A 19,618-nucleotide genomic window follows, 5' to 3' on the forward strand; every position below is an offset into this window, starting at 1 on the left:
CCTCGTCTCCCTTACTTCTTCGGACCCGACGTCGGGGCGACAGCAGCTTTCTTGTCCCCGGTATGGCCTTTGAACGTACGGGTCAACGCAAATTCACCGAGCTTGTGTCCGACCATGTTTTCGCTGATATAGATCGGCACATGCTGCCGGCCATTGTGTATGGCGATGGTCAGTCCGACGAAATCGGGAAGGATGGTGGAACGGCGCGACCAGGTTTTGATCGGACGCTTGTCTTTGGACGCACGCGCCGTCTCCACTTTCTGCACCAGATGGTGATCGACGAACGGGCCCTTCTTGATCGAACGTGCCATATGTCCTTACCCTTTATTTGCCGTGGCGATTACGCACAATCATGCTGCGCGTGCGCTTGTTGCGGCGGGTCTTGTAACCCTTCGTTGGAGTGCCCCAGGGACTCACCGGATCGCGACCGGCTGCAGTTTTGCCTTCGCCGCCGCCGTGCGGGTGATCGATCGGGTTCATGGCAACGCCGCGCACTGTCGGGCGCACGCCGCGCCAGCGTACACGGCCCGCCTTGCCGATCGATTCCAGGTTATGTTCCTCGTTGCCGACTTCACCGATAGTCGCGCGGCAATCGACGTGCACCTTGCGGATCTCGCCGGAGCGCAGGCGTAGCTGGGCGTAAACGCCTTCGCGCGCCAGCAACTGCACCGACGCGCCGGCTGCGCGGGCCAGTTGCGCGCCCTTGCCTGGCTGCATTTCAATGCAGTTGATCGTGGTGCCGACCGGGATGTTACGCAACGGTAACGTGTTGCCCGGCTTGATCGGCGCTTCCGAACCATTGATGATTTCCTGGCCTACCGTTGCATCCTTGGGCGCGATCACATAACGGCGCTCGCCGTCGGCATAACACAGCAATGCGAGGTTGGCGCTTCGGTTCGGGTCGTACTCGAGGCGTTCGACTTTGGCCACAATGCCGTCCTTGTCGCGGACGAAGTCGACGATACGGTAGTGCTGCTTGTGTCCGCCGCCTTGATGGCGGGTGGTGATATGCCCGCTGTTGTTCCGGCCGGCACGCTTGCTCTGCTTTTCGATCAGCGCGGCGACCGGCTTGCCCCTATGCAGGTTCGGATTGACGACCTTGACGAGCGCACGGCGGCCCGGCGATGTCGGCTTGACTTTGACCAGTGCCATTTACTTGGTCTCCCCGGCTGCGAAATTGATCTCCTGGCCTGGCTTCAGGCAAACGTAGGCCTTCTTCCAGTGACGGCGCCGGCCGATGAAGCGGCCGAAACGCTTTTCCTTGCCCTTGACGTTGGCTACCTGGACGCTGTCGACCTGGACCTTGAACAGCAGTTCCACTGCGGCCTTGATCTCGGGCTTGGTCGCGTCCGCGACGACACGGAAAATCACCTGTTCGTTTTTGTCCGCAACAAAGGTGCTCTTTTCGGAAACCACCGGCGCCAGCAGAACCTGCATCAGGCGCTCCGGATTGAAACCGGTCTGCTTGATACCGTCCTGTTTAATAGCGGCTGCGTTCATGCCAGCATCTCCTCGATTTTAGCGACCGCGCCTTTGGTGATCAGCGTGTTATTGAAGCGCAGCAGGCTGACCGGATCGGCCTGCTTCGGTTCTATCACGAGAACATTTGGCAGGTTGCGTGCCGACAGGACCAGGTTTTCGTCGAGCTTGTCGGTAATGATCAGCACATTCTCCAGGCCCATTTCCTTGACCTTTTGGGCCAGCAGCCTAGTCTTGGGCGAGGTGAGGGCAAAGTCCTCCACGACCGCAAGCCGGCCTTCGCGCGCGAGCTGCGACAGGATCGCAGCCAGGCCGGCGCGGAACATCTTGCGGTTGACCTTGTGGGTGAAATTCTCTTCCGGGCTGTTCGGAAATATCTTGCCGCCACCGCGCCACAACGGGCTGGAAGCCATGCCCGCACGTGCACGGCCGGTGCCTTTCTGGCGCCAAGGCTTGCGTGTGGATTTCGCGATATCGCTGCGGCCCTTCTGCGCGCGCGTCCCCATGCGTGCGTTGGCCAGGTAAGCGGTCACGACCTGATGCACGAGAGACTCGCTGTATTCGCGGCCAAACAATTCGTCCGACGCCTTCACGCTGGCTGTGGCCTGACCCTTTTCGTCGATCAGTTTTAATTCCATTACGCCCTCGCCTTCACAGAAGGATGTACAACCAAGCCACCACCCTCGGACCCAGGTACCGCCCCTTTGATGAGCAGCAGCTGGCGTTCGGCGTCGATGCGTACGATCTGAAGCTTCTGCGCCGTACGCTTCACCGAACCCAGGTGACCGGACATGCGTTTGCCGGGGAAAACGCGCCCCGGATCCTGTGCCATGCCGATGGAGCCGGGAACGTTGTGGGAACGCGAATTACCGTGACTGGCGCGGTTCGAGGAGAAGTGGTGGCGTTTGATAACGCCAGCGAAACCCTTGCCCACCGTTGTGCCGGTAACGTCCACCAGCTGGCCAACCTTGAATATGTCTACGCCGATCTGCCCGCCAACCTTGAAATTGGCAAGTTGATCGGGCTCCACGCGAAATTCACTGAGAACGTGACCAGCCTCGACGCCTGCCTTGGCAAAATGGCCGGCAGCGGGCTTGCTCACGCGACTCGCGCGGCGCTTGCCGAATGCGACCTGGACCGCGGCATAACCGTCGGTTTCCGGCGTCTTGATCTGGGTCACGCGATTGTTCGACACGTCGACGACAGTAACCGGGACAGCATCGCCATCATCGGTAAACAGTCTCGTCATGCCGATCTTGCGACCGACAAGTCCTAAGCTCATTTTTGTTTCCCTTTAACAAAAGGGGCCAGTTTCAATTGACCGGCCGATCTATTTTTACCGGGCCGGCTCTTATTAGACCGGGCCCCGGGTACTGCTCGTTACAGCTTGATCTCTACGTCCACACCTGCGGGCAGGTCGAGCTTCATCAATGCATCGACCGTCTTGTCGGTGGGGTCGATGATGTCCATCAGTCTCAGATGCGTACGGATCTCGAACTGATCGCGCGACGTCTTGTTCACGTGCGGGCTGCGCAGCACATCGAAACGCTCGATGCGGGTGGGCAACGGAACCGGGCCCTTGACTACGGCGCCGGTGCGCTTGGCGGTCTCGACAATTTCGATCGCCGATTGGTCGATCAGGCGGTAATCGAAGGCTTTCAACCGAATGCGGATTTTCTGGCTTTGCATTTTCTTTATTCCAGGATTTTGGCGACGACGCCGGCGCCCACGGTACGACCACCCTCGCGAATGGCAAAGCGCAAGCCCTCTTCCATCGCAATGGGCTGAATCAACTGCACCGTGATCCCGATGTTGTCCCCTGGCATCACCATCCGGCAGAAAACTTGGTGTGCGGGGTGATCGAGCCGGGCTTGGCCAGCACCTGGCCGCGCTCGACTTCTTCGCGCTTGGTGCCGCGCAGCAGCACCCCCACGTTGTCGCCCGCCTGCCCCTGGTCGAGCAGCTTGCGGAACATTTCAATCCCGGTACACACGGTCTTGACGGTGGGCTTCAGGCCCACGATCTCGAGTTCATCGCCCACCTTGACGATGCCGCGCTCCACCCGCCCCGTCACCACGGTGCCGCGACCGGAGATGGAGAAGACGTCTTCCACCGGCAGCAGGAACGGACCATCCAAGGCCCGCTTGGGCTCGGGGATGTAGGAGTCCAGGGCGTCGGCGAGCTTGAAGATCGCCACTTCGCCCAGTTCCCCCTTGTCGCCTTCCAGGGCCTTCAACGCGCTGCCGATGATGATCGGGGTCTTGTCGCCGGGGAATTCGTACTTGGAGAGCAGTTCGCGCACTTCCATTTCGACGAGTTCGAGCAGTTCCTTGTCGTCGACCATGTCGGCCTTGTTCATGAACACGACGATGTAGGGCACGCCCACTTGGCGCGCCAGCAGGATGTGCTCGCGCGTCTGCGGCATCGGACCGTCCGCGGCGGAGACCACCAGAATCGCGCCATCCATCTGCGCCGCACCGGTGATCATGTTCTTGACGTAGTCGGCATGCCCCGGGCAGTCGACGTGGGCGTAGTGGCGCTTGGCCGTCTCGTATTCCACGTGCGCCGTGTTGATCGTGATGCCGCGTGCCTTTTCTTCCGGCGCCGCATCGATCTGGTCGTAGTTCTTCGCCTCGCCACCGAATTTCTTCGACAGCACGTGCGTGATCGCCGCCGTCAGCGTCGTCTTGCCATGGTCCACGTGCCCTATCGTCCCCACGTTCACGTGCGGCTTCGTGCGCTCAAACTTTCCCTTTGCCATCGCTGTTCCTTCCTGCTTACGCAGCCTTCTTATTGATCACAGCTTCCGCGACCGTCTTCGGAGCTTCGGCGTAGTGCTTGAATTCCATCGTGTACGTAGCGCGCCCCTGGGTGGCCGAACGCAACGAGGTCGAATAACCGAACATTTCAGCCAGCGGCACCTCGGCCTTGATCACCATCGTGCCGGCCACTTCCTCTTGCCCCTGGATCATGCCGCGACGCGAAGAGAGATCGCCGATCACATTACCCATGAAATTTTCCGGCGTTTCCACTTCCACCGCCATCATCGGCTCGAGCAGAACCGGGTTCGCCTTGCGCATGCCGTCCTTGAATGCCATCGAGGCCGCCATCTTGAATGCGTTTTCGTTCGAATCGACATCGTGGTAAGAACCGTCGAACAACGTGACCTTGACATCCACAACCGGGAAGCCGGCCAGCACGCCGTTCGGCAAGGTTTCCTGCAAACCCTTATCCACTGCCGGAATATATTCGCGCGGCACCGTGCCACCCTTGATCGCATCGACGAACTCGTAGCCCTTGCCCGCCTCGTTCGGCTCGACCTTGATCCAGACGTGGCCATACTGACCACGGCCACCGGACTGCTTGATGAATTTGCCCTCGACTTCGACCGATTTTTTGATCGCTTCCCGGTAAGCCACCTGCGGCTTGCCAACGTTGGCTTCGACGCCGAATTCGCGCTTCATGCGATCGACGATGATTTCGAGATGCAACTCGCCCATCCCGGAAATGATGGTCTGACCGGATTCTTCGTCGGTGCGCACGCGAAATGACGGATCTTCCTGCGCAAGGCGGTTCAGCGCGATACCCATCTTTTCCTGATCGGCCTTGGTTTTCGGTTCCACGGCCTGGGAAATGACAGGCTCCGGGAAAACCATGCGCTCAAGCATGATGATCTTGTCGGGATGACACAGCGTTTCGCCGGTCGATGCTTCCTTCAGGCCGACGGCGGCCGCGATGTCCCCGGCGCGCACTTCCTTGATTTCCTCGCGCTGGTTGGCGTGCATCTGCAGCAGCCGGCCGATACGTTCCTTGCGCTCGCGTACCGAGTTGTAAACGGTGTCGCCGGAATTCAGCACGCCGGAATAGACTCGGATGAACGTCAACTGGCCGACGTAAGGGTCGGTCATGATCTTGAACGCCAGCGCCGCAAACGGCTCGCTGTCGTCAGCTTTGCGCGTCACGAGCTCGCCCCTCTCGGTCTCACCGGAGACCGGGGGAATATCGATCGGCGACGGCATGTAGTCGATCACAGCGTCGAGCATGGCCTGCACGCCCTTGTTCTTGAACGCCGAGCCGCACAGCATGGGCACGACCTCGTTCTTGATGACGCGGATGCGCAGGCCCTTCTTGATGTCTTCGATCGAGAGATCGTGCCCCTCGAGATATTTGTTCATCAACTCGTCATTGGCTTCCGCCGCAGCTTCGACGAGCTTTTCCCGCCAGGTCTTGCATTCCTCGACGAGATCAGCCGGAATTTCGCGCTCCTCGTACTTCATCCCCTGGGACGCTTCGTCCCAGTAGATGGCCTTCATCTTGACCAGATCGACCAGGCCTTCAAATTTCTCCTCCGCGCCAATCGGCACCTGAATCGGTATCGGATTACCCTTCAGCCGCGTTCTGATGTGATCGTAGGACTTGAAGAAGTCGGCGCCCTGCCGGTCCATCTTGTTGATGAATGCCAGTCGCGGCACCTTGTACTTGTTCGCCTGGCGCCAGACCGTCTCCGACTGCGGCTGCACACCCGCCACAGCGTCATAGACCATGCACGCACCATCGAGCACCCGCATTGAACGCTCGACTTCGATGGTGAAATCGACGTGTCCCGGCGTGTCGATGATGTTGATGCGGTGCTGGGGTCGCGTGCCGTCCATCCCCTTCCAAAAGCACGTCGTTGCCGCCGAAGTGATGGTAATGCCGCGTTCGCGCTCCTGCTCCATCCAGTCCATGATGGCGGCGCCGTCGTGGACCTCGCCGATCTTGTGCGATACACCGGTGTAGAACAGGATGCGTTCGGTGGTCGTGGTCTTACCTGCATCGATATGCGCACTGATGCCGATGTTGCGGTAACGTTCGATAGGCGTGGAGCGGGGCATGAGTTTTTCCGGATGTCTCGCGAGTTAGAACCGATAGTGGGCAAAAGCCTTGTTGGCCTCTGCCATGCGGTGCACTTCCTCGCGCTTCTTCATCGCGCCGCCGCGGCCTTCCGCGGCTTCGGCCAGCTCACTTGCCAGACGCGCATCCATCGATTTTTCGGCGCGCTTGCGTGCGGCATCGCGCAGCCAGCGCATCGCCAGGGCATTGCGGCGCACCGAGCGCACTTCGACCGGAACCTGGTAGTTCGCACCGCCGACGCGTCGGCTCTTGACCTCAACCATCGGACGCACGTTGTTGAGTGCCAGACTGAAAACTTCCAGCGGATCCTTGCCGGTTTTTTTGCTGATCTGATCAAGTGCCCCGTAGACGATGCGTTCCGCGACCGATTTCTTGCCGCGCGTCATCAGCACGTTGACGAACTTGGCAAGCTCCTGGCTGCTGTATTTGGGATCCGGAAGCGTCTCGCGCTTCGGTACTTCTCTGCGTCGTGGCATAAGTCCTCAGTCCTTCAGAATTTTTTTCCGCGATCAGGCGGCTTTCGGCTTCTTGGCGCCGTATTTGGAGCGGCTCTGCTTCCGATCCTTCACACCCTGGGTATCCAGACTGCCGCGTACCATGTGGTAACGCACACCCGGCAGATCCTTCACCCGGCCTCCGCGAATCAGCACGACCGAGTGCTCCTGCAAATTGTGTCCTTCACCGCCGATGTAGCTGATGACTTCGAAGCCATTGGTTAGACGGACTTTGGCAACTTTACGCAATGCGGAGTTGGGCTTCTTCGGGGTTGTGGTGTACACGCGAGTGCACACACCACGCTTTTGCGGCGATCTCGCCAGCGCGGGCACCTTACTTTTCGTTTTCGGCGAAGTCCGGGATTTTCGGACTAACTGATTGATTGTTGGCATTATTTACAGTCCTAAAAAACCCGGGACGGCGTCGCCGCCGTCCCTTGTGTGTACTGCGTCCGCCACCGCTCCGGGATTGCCGCCGGAACGGCGGGTAAAAAGACGGCAGATTCTAAGTGCCGTCGCCTAGAGTGTCAAGCAACCTGCTCGTCGCCTGCCGCTTCCGCGGTGGCTGGTTCGGCGATAAGACTCTCCGCCCCGAACTGATCCACCTGATCGCGGGTACGCCGATTCTTGTGATAAGCCAATCCGGTACCTGCCGGAATCAGCCGGCCTACGATGACATTCTCCTTGAGGCCGCGCAGGTCGTCCTTCTTGCCCATGATCGCCGCTTCGGTCAGTACGCGGGTGGTTTCCTGGAAGGAAGCCGCGGAAATGAACGAATCGGTGGAGAGCGACGCCTTGGTGATGCCAAGCAACAGATATTCGTAAATCGCCGGCTTCTTGCCTGCGGAAACGAGCTTGTCGTTGACCTGGAGCACTTCGGAGCGCTCGACCTGCTCCCCGATAATGAACTCCGAGTCGCCGATATCCACGATTTGCACCCGACGTAACATCTGCCGCACGATCACTTCGATGTGCTTGTCGTTGATCTTGACGCCTTGCAGACGATAGACATCCTGCACTTCATCCGTGATGTAACGTGCCAGCGCCTCGACACCCAGCAGACGCAGGATGTCGTGCGGATCGGCCGGACCGTCGACGATGACTTCGCCCTTGTTCACCACCTGGCCGTCGTGCGCCATCACGTGCTTGTCCTTGGGGATCAGGTATTCGTGAGCAACGGCGTCCGGATCGGTGATCACCAAACGCTGTTTGCCCTTGGTGTCCTTGCCGAACGAGACGGAGCCGGTCACTTCCGCAAGCACGCCCGCGTCTTTCGGTGACCTTGCTTCGAACAACTCGGCCACTCGCGGCAGACCACCGGTGATGTCGCGGGTCTTGGAAGTTTCCTGCGGAATACGCGCGAGCACTTCACCGACGCCGACCTGTTGCCCGTCCTTCACCGTAATCACGGAATGTATCTGGAAGGTGATGTTGACCGGCAGGTCGGATCCGGGCAGCTTCACTTCCCTGCCCTTGTCGTCGATCAGCTTGACGCTGGGGCGCAAACCTTTGACCTGTGCCGAACCACGTCGCTTAGGATCGATCACGACGAGGGTGGAGAGGCCGGTTACATCGTCGATCTGACGCGCAACCGTGACGCCTTCCTCGACGTTGTCGAACTTCACGCGGCCGGCATACTCGGTGATGATCGGCCGGGTATGCGGGTCCCAGGTCGCCAGCACCTTGCCGGCTTTGACCGGACTTCCATCAGCCACAAGCAGAGTGGCGCCATAAGGCACCTTATGACGCTCGCGCTCCCTGCCGTTGTCGTCCAGAATCAGCACTTCACCGGAACGCGAGATCGCGATCTGCTCATTGCGCGCATTGGTGACGTAGCGCATCAACGGCGAGAATCGCGCCGAGCCATTGGACTTGGATTCGATCTGACTTGCCACTGCGGTACGCGATGCCGCACCGCCGATGTGGAACGTACGCATCGTCAACTGCGTTCCCGGTTCGCCGATGGATTGCGCCGCGATCACACCGACCGCTTCGCCGACGTTGACCATCTGGCCGCGGCCCAAATCGCGTCCGTAGCACTGGGCGCACAATCCGTAACGCGTATCGCAAGTAAGCGGCGTACGCACCTTGACCTCGTCGATGCTTCGAGCTTCGATCTGCTCCACCGCCTCTTCATCCAGCAGCATGCCGGCCGAAAAGATGACCTGGCTGCTCTCCGGATCAATGACGTCGTTCGCTGCTACGCGGCCGAGAATACGATCACGCAGCGGTTCGACCACTTCACCGCCCTCTATCAACGCCTTCATCGCCACGCCCTGCGTCGTACCGCAATCGTCCTCGATGACCACAAGATCCTGGGTCACGTCGACCAGGCGTCGCGTCAGATAGCCGGAATTCGCCGTCTTCAACGCGGTATCGGCCAGACCTTTGCGCGCGCCATGCGTCGAAATGAAGTACTGAAGCACGTTCAGGCCTTCGCGGAAATTCGCGGTGATCGGCGTTTCGATGATCGAACCGTCGGGCTTCGCCATCAAGCCGCGCATTCCGGCAAGCTGGCGAATCTGCGCCGCAGAACCACGCGCTCCCGAATCGGCCATCATGTAGATGGCATTGAACGATTCCTGGGACATCGGATTGCCCTTCTTGTCCTTCATCTGCGCCCACTCGTCTTTCTTGGAATCCCATTCCACCACGGGTTCCTGGCCGAGGCGTTCCATCATCGCCTTGGCCACCATGTCTCCGGCGCGCCCCCAGATATCCACCACCTTGTTGTAGCGCTCGCCCTGAGTGACCAGGCCGGACGTGTATTGCGCCTCGATGTCCTGCACCTCCTTCTCGGCGGCGGCGATCAGCTGCTCCTTCTCCGGCGGGATTTCCATGTCGTCCACGCAAATCGAGAGGCCGGCGCGGGTCGCGTAAGTAAATCCGGTGTACATCAGCTTGTCGGCGAAGATCACCGTTTCGCGCAGGCCACAGCGCCGGAAGCCGGCGTTGATCAACTTGGAGATCTCCTTCTTCTTGAGCGCCTTGTTGATCAGCTCGAACGGCAGTCCGGGAGGAAGAATCTCGGATAGCAGCGCCCGACCGACGGTCGTGTCGTAGCGAGTGATCTTCTCGGTCACGTGGCCCGCCGCGTCCTTCTGCAGTTCCTTGATGCGCACCAATACCCGTGCGTGGAGTTCAGCCTGCCGGTTGTCATAGGCACGCTGCACCTCGGCTACATCACGGAAAATCATGCCTTCGCCGCGCGCGCCGATTTTCTGGCGCGTCATGTAGTAGAGCCCCAGCACGATGTCCTGCGACGGCACGATGATCGGTTCACCGTTCGCAGGCGACAGAATGTTGTTGGTCGACAGCATCAGCGTCCGCGCTTCCATCTGCGCTTCCAGCGACAACGGCACGTGCACCGCCATCTGGTCGCCGTCGAAGTCGGCGTTGAACGCCGCGCAGACCAGCGGATGGAGCTGGATGGCCTTGCCTTCTATCAACACCGGTTCGAACGCCTGGATGCCCAGACGGTGCAATGTGGGCGCACGGTTCAGCATCACCGGATGCTCGCGAATGACCTCTTCCAGGATGTCCCAGACCACCGGGTTCTCGTTCTCGACCTCACGCTTGGCTGCCTTGATGGTGCCGGCAATGCCCATGATCTCGAGCTTGTGGAAGATGAAAGGTTTGAACAACTCCAACGCCATCTTCTTCGGCAAACCGCACTGATGCAGCTTTAGCTGGGGACCGACCACGATCACCGAACGACCGGAATAGTCGACGCGCTTGCCCAGCAGGTTCTGGCGGAAACGGCCGCCCTTGCCCTTGATCATGTCGGCGAGCGATTTCAGCGGACGCTTGTTCGCGCCAGTCATCGCCTTGCCGCGACGACCGTTATCCAGAAGCGAATCGACAGCCTCCTGCAGCATGCGCTTTTCGTTGCGCACGATGATTTCCGGGGCCTTGAGTTCCAGCAGACGCTTGAGCCGGTTGTTGCGGTTGATCACCCGGCGATACAGATCGTTCAGATCGGAAGTCGCAAAGCGGCCACCGTCGAGCGGGACCAGCGGGCGCAACTCCGGCGGCAGCACGGGCAACACTTCCATCACCATCCAGTCGGCCTTGATGCCCGATTTCTGGAAGCCTTCCATCACCTTCAGGCGCTTGGCGATTTTCTTGATCTTGGTTTCGGAATCCGTCGCTTCCAGATCCTTGCGCAGAGTGTCGATCTCCTTATTGAGATTGAGATGACGCAGCAGCTCGCGCACGCCCTCGGCACCCATGGCAGCCTGGAACTCGTCACCGAATTCCTCAACCTTCTCGATATAGGAATCTTCGGAGAGCAGGTCGCCGCGCTTCATCGGCGTCATCCCCGGATTGGTCACCACGAAAGCTTCGAAATAAAGCACCCGTTCGATATCGCGCAACGTCATGTCGAGCACCATGCCGAGCCGGCTCGGCAGGCTCTTCAGGAACCAGATGTGTGCCACCGGCGAGGCCAGTTCGATATGTCCCATGCGCTCGCGGCGCACCTTGGACAGCGTTACCTCTACGCCGCATTTTTCGCAGATGACGCCGCGATGCTTAAGGCGCTTGTACTTTCCGCACAGACACTCGTAGTCCTTCACGGGACCGAAAATCTTGGCGCAGAACAGGCCATCGCGCTCCGGTTTGAACGTCCGGTAGTTGATGGTTTCGGGTTTCTTCACTTCCCCGTAGGACCAGGACCGGATTTTTTCGGGCGATGCCAGGCCGATCTTGATGGCATCGAACTCTTCTTCCTGTGTGACTTGCTTGAACAAATCGAGCAAAGCTTTCATTCACGACTCCTTAGCAGTGGGTATGGGCTACTGCCGGATCAATAACGGTCTAGGTCGATGTCGATCGCGAGCGAGCGGATTTCCTTCACCAGCACGTTGAAGGATTCCGGCATGCCGGCGTCGATCTTGTGTTCGCCCTTGACGATGTTTTCGTACACTTTGGTGCGACCGCCCACATCGTCGGACTTGACAGTGAGCATTTCCTGCAGCGTGTACGCGGCGCCATATGCCTCCAGCGCCCACACTTCCATTTCGCCGAAGCGCTGGCCGCCGAATTGCGCCTTGCCGCCCAGCGGCTGCTGGGTGACGAGCGAGTACGGGCCGGTGGAACGCGCGTGCATCTTGTCGTCGACCAGGTGGTGCAGCTTGAGCATGTGCATATAACCCACAGTGACCGGTCGGTCGAAATTCTCGCCGGTGCGCCCGTCGAGAAGCGTCACCTGTCCCGATTTGGGCAGGCCTGCGAGCTCGAGCATGGTCTTGATTTCCTCTTCGGTTGCCCCGTCGAATACGGGGGTCGCGAAAGGCACGCCGGCTTGCAGGTTAGTCGCGAGGTCGATTACCTCTTCGTCGGACAAGGTGCTCAGGTCTTCGGCCTTGCCGCTGGAGTTGTAGATCAGCATCAGTGCCTTGCGGATGTCGGCGATCTTCGCCTGCGCCTTCAACAATTCGCCGATGCGTTTGCCAAGTCCCTTGGCCGCCCAACCGAGATGGGTCTCCAGGATCTGACCGACGTTCATCCGCGACGGCACACCGAGCGGATTGAGCACAACATCCACTGGCGTCCCGTCTGCCATGTGCGGCATGTCCTCGATCGGTGTGATCTTGGAGATGACGCCCTTATTGCCGTGGCGACCAGCCATCTTGTCGCCGGGTTGCAGCCGGCGCTTGACCGCCAGGTAGACCTTGACCATCTTCTGCACGCCCGGGGGCAGTTCGTCGCCGCTGGTCAGCTTGCGTTTCTTTTCCTCGAAAGCAGCATCAAAGGACTTGCGGGTCTGTTCCAGGCCTTCCTGCAACCTTTCGAGCTGTTGCGCCGCTTCTTCGTTGGACAGGCGTATATCGAACCAGTGGTAGCGCTCGATCTCCTGCAAGTAGGCCTTGGTAATCTTGGTGCCCTTCGCAAGTTTCTTCGGCCCACCGTTGGCGGTCTTGCCGGTCAGCAGGCGCTCGATACGACCGAATGCGTCGTCCTCGACGATCCGCAACTGGTCCGCCAGGTCCTTCTTGTACCGCTTGAGTTCATCGTCGATGATCTGAGCGGCACGCTTATCGCGCTCGATTCCCTCGCGTGTAAACACTTGCACATCGATCACCGTGCCGGACATGCCCGAGGGCACGCGCAGGGAGGTGTCCTTCACATCGGAGGCCTTCTCGCCGAAGATCGCACGCAGCAGCTTTTCTTCCGGAGTAAGCTGAGTCTCGCCCTTGGGCGTAACCTTGCCCACCAGCACATCGCCCGCCTCGACTTCGGCGCCTATGGCAACAATGCCCGACTCGTCCAGTCGCGCCAGCATGCCTTCCGACAAGTTGGAGATATCGCGCGTGATTTCCTCGGGTCCAAGCTTGGTGTCGCGCGCTACCACCGACAGCTCCTCGATGTGAATCGAAGTGAAGCGGTCCTCGGCAACGACTCGCTCCGAGATCAGAATCGAATCCTCGAAGTTATAGCCGTTCCAGGGCATGAACGCGACCAGAAGGTTCTGCCCGAGCGCCAATTCTCCAACGTCGGTTGAGGCACCGTCCGCAACGACATCACCACGGGCAATATTGTCGCCGACTTTGACGATCGGCCGCTGGTTGATGTTGGTATTCTGGTTGGAGCGCGTGTATTTGACTAGGTTGTAGATATCCACGCCAACTTCGCCCGCCGAGGTTTCCTCGTCGTTCACGCGTATCACGATGCGCGAAGCGTCTACGTAGTCAACCACGCCGCCGCGCAACGCCTGCACGGCCGTGCCGGAATCCACCGCAACTGTGCGTTCGATACCGGTACCAACCAGCGGTTTTTCCGCGCGCAGGCAAGGCACGGCCTGCCGCTGCATGTTCGACCCCATCAACGCTCGGTTGGCGTCGTCATGCTCCAGAAAGGGAATCAGCGAAGCGGCAACCGACACGATCTGCGAAGGCGCCACATCCATGTATTCCACGCGGTCGCCGGTAGCCATCATGAATTCATTCTGATAGCGGCAAGAGACCAATTCGTCGAGGAGCTTGCCCTTCTTGTCGATAGCGGCATTGGCCTGCGCGATGACGTACTTGCCTTCCTCGATCGCCGACAGGAATTCGATGTCATCGGTTACACGGCCGTTGGCAACCTTGCGATACGGCGTTTCGAGAAAGCCGTATTCATTGGTGCGCGCATAAAGCGCCAGCGAGTTGATCAGGCCGATGTTCGGGCCTTCCGGCGTCTCGATTGGGCACACCCGGCCGTAATGGGTCGGATGCACGTCGCGCACCTCGAAGCCGGCCCGCTCGCGAGTCAAACCGCCCGGTCCAAGCGCCGACACACGGCGCTTGTGGGTAATCTCGGAAAGCGGATTGGTCTGATCCATGAACTGCGACAGCTGGCTGGAACCGAAGAATTCACGCACCGCCGCGGAAACCGGCTTCGCGTTGATCAAATCGTGCGGCATCAGGTTTTCCGACTCGGCCTGGGACAGACGCTCCTTGACCGCGCGCTCGACCCGTACCAGACCCGCACGGAACTGATTTTCCGCCAGTTCGCCGACCGAACGTACGCGGCGATTGCCCAGATGGTCGATGTCATCGATTTCGCCGCGCCCGTTGCGCAAGTCGATCAGGATCTGGATGACGGAAATGATGTCCTCGTTCGACAGCGTGCCCGGACCAGTCAGCTCATCGCGGCCGACGCGGCGGTTGAATTTCATCCGGCCCACTGCGGACAGGTCGTAACGCTCCTCGGCGTAAAACAGGCCGTTGAACAGCGTACGAACAGCGTCTTCGGTCGGCGGTTCCCCCGGACGCATCATGCGATAGATCGCCACCTGCGCAGCCAGCTGGTCGGTGGTTTCGTCGGTGCGCAGTGTCTGCGAGATGTAAGGCCCCTGATCCAGATCGTTGGTATAGATGGTCTCGATCGTATCCACGCCGGCTTCGACGATCTTCTTCAGCAGATCTTCCGTCACCTCATCGTTGGCATTGGCGACGATCTCCCCGGTCTCCTTGTTGACCAGGCCGTGCCCCAACGTACGTCCGATCAGAAAGTCCTCTGCAACCGTGATCTTGCTTAAGCCCGCTTGCTCCATTTCGCGCACGTGCTTGACCGTAATACGCTTGTCTTTCTGGACGATGAGTTTGCCCTGCTTGGTGACGATGTCGAAACGTGCCGTTTCGCCGCGCAAGCGGTCCGGCTTGAGTTCGAACTGAATGCCCTTCTTCGAAAGATGGAAGGTGTCCATCATGAAGAAGCCCGCCAGGATCTGTTCCGGGGTGTAGCCAATCGCCTTCAGCAAAATGGTCGCCGGCATCTTGCGCCGACGGTCGACGCGGAAGTACAGATAATCCTTGGGGTCGAATTCGAAATCCAGCCACGAGCCGCGGTAGGGAATGATGCGTGCGGAGAACAACAGCTTGCCGGACGAGTGCGTCTTGCCGCGGTCGTGCTCGAAGAAAACGCCAGGCGACCGATGTAACTGGGACACGATGACGCGCTCGGTCCCGTTGATGACGAATGAGCCGGTGGTGGTCATGAGCGGAATCTCGCCCATGTAGACCTCCTGTTCCTTCACCTCCTTGACGGTCGGCTTGGCCGCTTCCTTGTCCATGATCGTCAACCGCACCTTGGCGCGCAGCGGCGCGGCAAAGGTCAACCCGCGCTGCTGGCATTCCTTCACATCGAAAGGCGGAATCCCAAGCTGGAAGCTGACGAAATCGAGCCGTGCATTGCCGGAGTGGCTCGCGATTGGGTAGATCGACTGGAACGCCGCCTGCAGCCCTTGAGTCTTGCGCTTGTCCGGATGCACGTCCGCCTGCAAAAACTGCGCATAGGAATTGATCTGCGTTGCCAGCAGATAAGGGACGGGCAGCACGCTCGCGCGTTTGGCGAAACTCTTGCGAATCCGCTTTTTCTCGGTGAAGGAATAAGCCATGACATCTCCGATTCACGGCAGCGGCGGGAGCCGCACGCTGCGTTCATCGACTGGTGTTTGGCGTGGTGGTTGGCCTCTACCAACCGCTGGCTGACGATGAACGGGACCCCGATCATCCGACCAAACCTGTCTTCTGCAGTCGCTTCAGAAGACAAAGAAAAACCGTTTTCAGGTTTTTCTTTGGCCTCTCCGACCCGCTCGTCAGACGGGGGAAGGCCGGCGACCGAAGCCGCCAGCCTTCCGAGTGCCTTGCTTACTTGATTTCAGCCTTGCCGCCAGCGTCTTCGAGCTGTTTCTTGATGTCTTCGGCATCCTTCTTCGGAATGGCTTCTTTGACGGGCTTCGGCGCGCCGTCTACCAGATCCTTGGCTTCCTTCAGTCCAAGACCGGTAACCGCACGAACCACTTTGATCACGTTGACCTTGTTGTCCCCAGACGAATTGAGAATGACGGTGAACTCGGTCTTTTCTTCTGCGGCAGCCGCTCCGCCACCGGCGGCGGGTGCAGCCACGGCAACCGCGGTCGCAGCCGCGGAAACGCCGAATTTTTCTTCCATGTCCTTGATGAGCTGGGACAGCTCCAGAACGGTCAAGCCTGAAATTGCTTCGAGAATGTCAGCTTTGGCTACTGCCATGTTGTTCTCCTGAAATCTTGAAAATTGTTGAGTCGCGGAATCGATTACGCAGCCTGTTTCTCTTTTTGATCCCTGACTGCAGCCACGGTACGCACGAATTTTCCAGGCACTTCATTGAGCGTCTGGACAAATTTGGCGACCGGTGCCTGCATGGTGCCCATGAGTTTCGCCAGCAATTCCTCGCGGCTGGGCATGGTGGCCAGAGTCGCGACCTGTTTCGGGGTCATGACCTGGCCAGGCATGGCGCCGGCCTTGATGACGAACTTTTCGTTCGCCTTGGCGAATTCATTGAGCACCTTCGCCGCTGCCACCGGATCGGTGGAAATGCCATAAGCGAGTGGGCCGATCATGTGCTCGGCCAGACTCTCGAACGGCGTGCCGGTTACGGCGCGGCGTGCCAGGGTGTTCTTGAGAACCCGGAGGTACACGCCCGAGTTGCGGGCTTTGGCGCGCAACGCGGTCATGTCACCGACTTCGAGGCCGCGGTATTCGGCGAGTACGATGGATTGCGCATCCGCAACCTTCGCACTGATTTCCGCCACCGCCGCTTTCTTGTCGTCTAGATTGAGACTCAAAGGTCTACCCTCCTAAAGTTGAACAAGAGGCCTCTCACCGAGGTAATCAGCCTCACCCTTCAGATACAGCGACCTTCGATCCAGGAGCCGACAACAACAACCAATCTGCTCGAAACCTGTTTCGTGGGTACGCCATCTGCGTAGGACGTCGCGATCCTGCACTCGACGATTAAATCCTTGCGGATTCCTACGGTCTTTGACGGCCCCGGCTGTTTGAAGCAGCCGGGTCCCAAAGTTCTTACTGAGCGGCCAGGCTTCCCTGGTCCACTTTCACGCCCGGTCCCATGGTGCTGGAGACCGAGACCTTTTTTAAATAGATACCCTTAGTACTTGCCGGTCGGGCTTTGTTCAATGCATCGATCAAAGCCAGAAAGTTTTCTTTGAGCGCATCTTCGGTGAATGAAGCACGGCCGATGGTGCACTGGACAATACCCGCTTTATCTGCACGGTATTGCACCTGGCCTGCCTTGGCGTTCTTGACCGCTTCCGCGACGTTGGGCGTTACCGTGCCCACTTTCGGGTTGGGCATCAGACCGCGCGGACCGAGCACCTGGCCTAACTGGCCGACCACACGCATGGCATCCGGCGTGGCGATGGCGATATCGAAGTCGATTTTGCCCTCTTTGACCTGGGCAGCCAGATCTTCGAAACCAACGACATCGGCACCTGCGTCTTTCGCCGCCTGCGCCTTATCGCCTTGGGCAAAGACGGCGACGCGCACGGTCTTGCCGGTGCCTTTGGGCAACACGATCGCGCCGCGCACGACTTGGTCCGACTTCTTGGCGTCGATGCCAAGATTGATGGCAACGTCGATCGATTCGTTGAACTTCGCGCTTGCACCTTCCTTGACGAGCTTGATCGCATCGACAATCGGATAAATCTTGTCGCGGTCGATCTTGGACCGCAGTGCCTTGGTTCGCTTGGATAGGTGAGCCATGTCAGAACCCCTCCACTTCTACGCCCATGCTGCGGGCACTGCCAGCTACGGTGCGCATGGCCGCTTCCAGGCTGGCCGCCGTCAAATCGGGCGTCTTCTGCTTCGCGATCTGCTCGACCTGCGCACGGGTCAGCCGGCCCACTTTATCGGTGTGCGGCGTCGAGCTGCCTTTCTCGATCTTGGCCGCCTTGCGGATCAGCACCGAGGTGGGCGGGGTCTTGATGATGAAGGTGAAACTCTTGTCCGCGAAGGCCGTGATCACTACCGGCAGCGGCAGACCGGGCTCGACGCCCTGCGTCTGAGCGTTGAATGCCTTGCAGAATTCCATGATGTTCAGGCCACGCTGGCCGAGTGCCGGACCGATGGGCGGACTCGGGTTGGCCTTGCCTGCAGGTACCTGCAGCTTGACGAAACCGACAATTTTCTTGGCCACAAAAAACTCCTCTAGAGAGTGGGTCCCAGCGCGCGCCCGCGAGCGCGCTCCCCGTTACAAAACAGTCAAGCCTTCTCGACTTGGCTGAAGTCCAGTTCTACGGGCGTGGCGCGCCCGAAGATGGATACCGATACCCGCAACTTGTTCTTGTCGTAGTTCACTTCCTCGACGGAACCGTGAAAATCCGTGAACGGACCCTCCTTTACGCGAACCGCCTCTCCCGTTTCGAACAAGACCTTTGGTTTGGGCTTTTCCACGCCCTCCTGAATCTGATGCAAGATCGCCTGAACTTCTTTTTCGCTGATCGGGGGCGGACGTCGCCCTGGCGCGCCGCCGACAAAACCGGTCACCTTGGCAGTGTTCTTGACCAGATGCCAAGTTTCGTCCGACATTTCCATTTCCACCAGCACATAACCGGGGAAGAATTTGCGCTCGCTTATATTCTTCTGGCCACCCTTCATCTCCACGACTTCCTCGACCGGGACCAGAATCTGACCGAACTTGTCTTCCATCCCGGCTCGGGCGATGCGCTCGATCAGCGCACGCTGAACGCTTTTTTCGAAGCCCGAATAGGCGTGTACCACGTACCATTTCTTCGACATCACGCCCCAGGCCCCATCAAGAATTTCACACCCCAAACCAGAAGCGCGTCCACGATCCAGAGGAATATGGCCATCACCAGCACGAATGCCAGCACCATACCGGTGGTCTGCACCGTTTCCTTGCGCGACGGCCAGACAACCTTTTTTGTTTCGGCGGCGGATTCCTGGGCGAACACGAAGAACTCCCGGCCCGGCGCAGTCGTCCATGCAACGAGCGCCGCTGCCACGAGGCCGGCCAACACCGAAGCAACACGCAGAATTGCCGCGCTATCCTTCAGCAAATAAAAACCGGCGACGCCCGCGACAACCAGCAGTACCGCCAGTCCCAGTTTGATCTTGTCTGCCATCTATGAACCTTGTTCAGCCACCTTTTAAACGCCAACCCGCAACCTTAGGCTCTTAATAAAATCCCGGTTGCGGGTTGTCGGGTGGCAGGCCAGGAGGGTCTCGAACCCCCAACCTTCGGTTTTGGAGACCGACGCTCTGCCAATTGAGCTACTGGCCTTCCGATTCGGTGGGGACGTTACATACGCCCCGGTTTCAAACTTCCTTTATTCCAGGATTTTGGCGACGACGCCGGCGCCCACGGTACGACCACCCTCGCGAATGGCAAAGCGCAAGCCCTCTTCCATCGCAATGGGCTGAATCAACTGCACCGTGATCCCGATGTTGTCCCCTGGCATCACCATC

Annotated in this window: 18 protein-coding genes, 1 tRNA gene and 1 pseudogene; all 20 read right to left on the reverse strand. The window is 59.3% G+C overall.

The genetic code is table 11. The features are described from left to right. Positions 1 to 11 precede the first annotated feature (11 nt). A complete protein-coding gene (gene rpsS / locus HY067_03025; GenBank protein ID MBI3526920.1) occupies positions 12 to 311 on the reverse strand; it encodes a 30S ribosomal protein S19 in 300 nt (99 codons plus the stop codon). Positions 312 to 324: 13 nt separating this feature from the next. After that, a complete protein-coding gene (rplB, locus tag HY067_03030; protein MBI3526921.1) occupies positions 325 to 1,152 on the reverse strand; it encodes a 50S ribosomal protein L2 in 828 nt (275 codons plus the stop codon). After that, a complete protein-coding gene (gene rplW, locus HY067_03035; GenBank protein MBI3526922.1) occupies positions 1,153 to 1,437 on the reverse strand; it encodes a 50S ribosomal protein L23 in 285 nt (94 codons plus the stop codon). A gap of 59 nt (positions 1,438 to 1,496) precedes the next feature. After that, on the reverse strand, positions 1,497 to 2,117 hold the full coding sequence (gene rplD, locus HY067_03040; protein ID MBI3526923.1) for a 50S ribosomal protein L4: 621 nt from the start codon (positions 2,115 to 2,117) through the stop codon (positions 1,497 to 1,499). Next, a complete protein-coding gene (gene rplC, locus HY067_03045; protein MBI3526924.1) occupies positions 2,117 to 2,761 on the reverse strand; it encodes a 50S ribosomal protein L3 in 645 nt (214 codons plus the stop codon). The genes rplD and rplC overlap by 1 nt, the downstream gene beginning before the upstream one ends. Positions 2,762 to 2,859: 98 nt before the next feature. Continuing rightward, positions 2,860 to 3,168, reverse strand: coding sequence for a 30S ribosomal protein S10 (rpsJ, locus tag HY067_03050; protein ID MBI3526925.1), 309 nt, complete (start codon positions 3,166 to 3,168; stop codon positions 2,860 to 2,862). A gap of 5 nt (positions 3,169 to 3,173) precedes the next feature. Then, positions 3,174 to 4,240, reverse strand: a pseudogene (gene tuf, locus HY067_03055) (elongation factor Tu). 16 nt (positions 4,241 to 4,256) lie between these two features. Further along, positions 4,257 to 6,353, reverse strand: a complete 2,097-nt coding sequence (fusA, locus tag HY067_03060; GenBank protein MBI3526926.1) for an elongation factor G — start codon at positions 6,351 to 6,353, stop codon at positions 4,257 to 4,259. Between the two features lie 24 nt (positions 6,354 to 6,377). Beyond that, a complete protein-coding gene (gene rpsG / locus HY067_03065; protein MBI3526927.1) occupies positions 6,378 to 6,848 on the reverse strand; it encodes a 30S ribosomal protein S7 in 471 nt (156 codons plus the stop codon). Positions 6,849 to 6,881: 33 nt separating this feature from the next. Next, positions 6,882 to 7,259, reverse strand: a complete 378-nt coding sequence (rpsL, locus tag HY067_03070) for a 30S ribosomal protein S12 (protein MBI3526928.1) — start codon at positions 7,257 to 7,259, stop codon at positions 6,882 to 6,884. A gap of 134 nt (positions 7,260 to 7,393) precedes the next feature. Beyond that, positions 7,394 to 11,635: a DNA-directed RNA polymerase subunit beta' gene (gene rpoC / locus HY067_03075; protein ID MBI3526929.1), complete on the reverse strand. Its 4,242-nt coding sequence runs from the start codon at positions 11,633 to 11,635 to the stop codon at positions 7,394 to 7,396. 38 nt (positions 11,636 to 11,673) lie between these two features. Beyond that, positions 11,674 to 15,747, reverse strand: coding sequence for a DNA-directed RNA polymerase subunit beta (gene rpoB, locus HY067_03080; protein ID MBI3526930.1), 4,074 nt, complete (start codon positions 15,745 to 15,747; stop codon positions 11,674 to 11,676). A 253-nt stretch (positions 15,748 to 16,000) separates the two neighbouring features. Then, positions 16,001 to 16,381 (reverse strand): 50S ribosomal protein L7/L12, encoded by a 381-nt coding sequence (rplL, locus tag HY067_03085; protein ID MBI3526931.1) that lies wholly within the window; start codon positions 16,379 to 16,381, stop codon positions 16,001 to 16,003. Between the two features lie 44 nt (positions 16,382 to 16,425). Then, positions 16,426 to 16,956: a 50S ribosomal protein L10 gene (gene rplJ / locus HY067_03090; protein MBI3526932.1), complete on the reverse strand. Its 531-nt coding sequence runs from the start codon at positions 16,954 to 16,956 to the stop codon at positions 16,426 to 16,428. A gap of 238 nt (positions 16,957 to 17,194) precedes the next feature. Further along, on the reverse strand, positions 17,195 to 17,893 hold the full coding sequence (gene rplA, locus HY067_03095; GenBank protein ID MBI3526933.1) for a 50S ribosomal protein L1: 699 nt from the start codon (positions 17,891 to 17,893) through the stop codon (positions 17,195 to 17,197). Between the two features lies 1 nt (position 17,894). Next, positions 17,895 to 18,326, reverse strand: a complete 432-nt coding sequence (rplK, locus tag HY067_03100; protein MBI3526934.1) for a 50S ribosomal protein L11 — start codon at positions 18,324 to 18,326, stop codon at positions 17,895 to 17,897. Between the two features lie 65 nt (positions 18,327 to 18,391). Continuing rightward, the gene (gene nusG, locus HY067_03105) at positions 18,392 to 18,928 is read right to left on the reverse strand and encodes a transcription termination/antitermination protein NusG (GenBank protein MBI3526935.1); all 537 of its coding nucleotides are present in this window, start codon (positions 18,926 to 18,928) and stop codon (positions 18,392 to 18,394) included. Beyond that, positions 18,928 to 19,275, reverse strand: a complete 348-nt coding sequence (gene secE, locus HY067_03110; protein MBI3526936.1) for a preprotein translocase subunit SecE — start codon at positions 19,273 to 19,275, stop codon at positions 18,928 to 18,930. Before secE ends, nusG begins: the two co-directional genes overlap by 1 nt. Positions 19,276 to 19,357: 82 nt before the next feature. Beyond that, positions 19,358 to 19,433: transfer RNA gene (locus HY067_03115), tRNA-Trp, on the reverse strand. A 46-nt stretch (positions 19,434 to 19,479) separates the two neighbouring features. Further along, the coding region (gene tuf / locus HY067_03120; protein MBI3526937.1) for an elongation factor Tu at positions 19,480 to 19,618 on the reverse strand (139 nt) is incomplete at its 5' end.

It is taken from the genome of Betaproteobacteria bacterium (assembly GCA_016194905.1).
GTDB lineage: Bacteria > Pseudomonadota > Gammaproteobacteria > Burkholderiales > JACQAP01 > JACQAP01.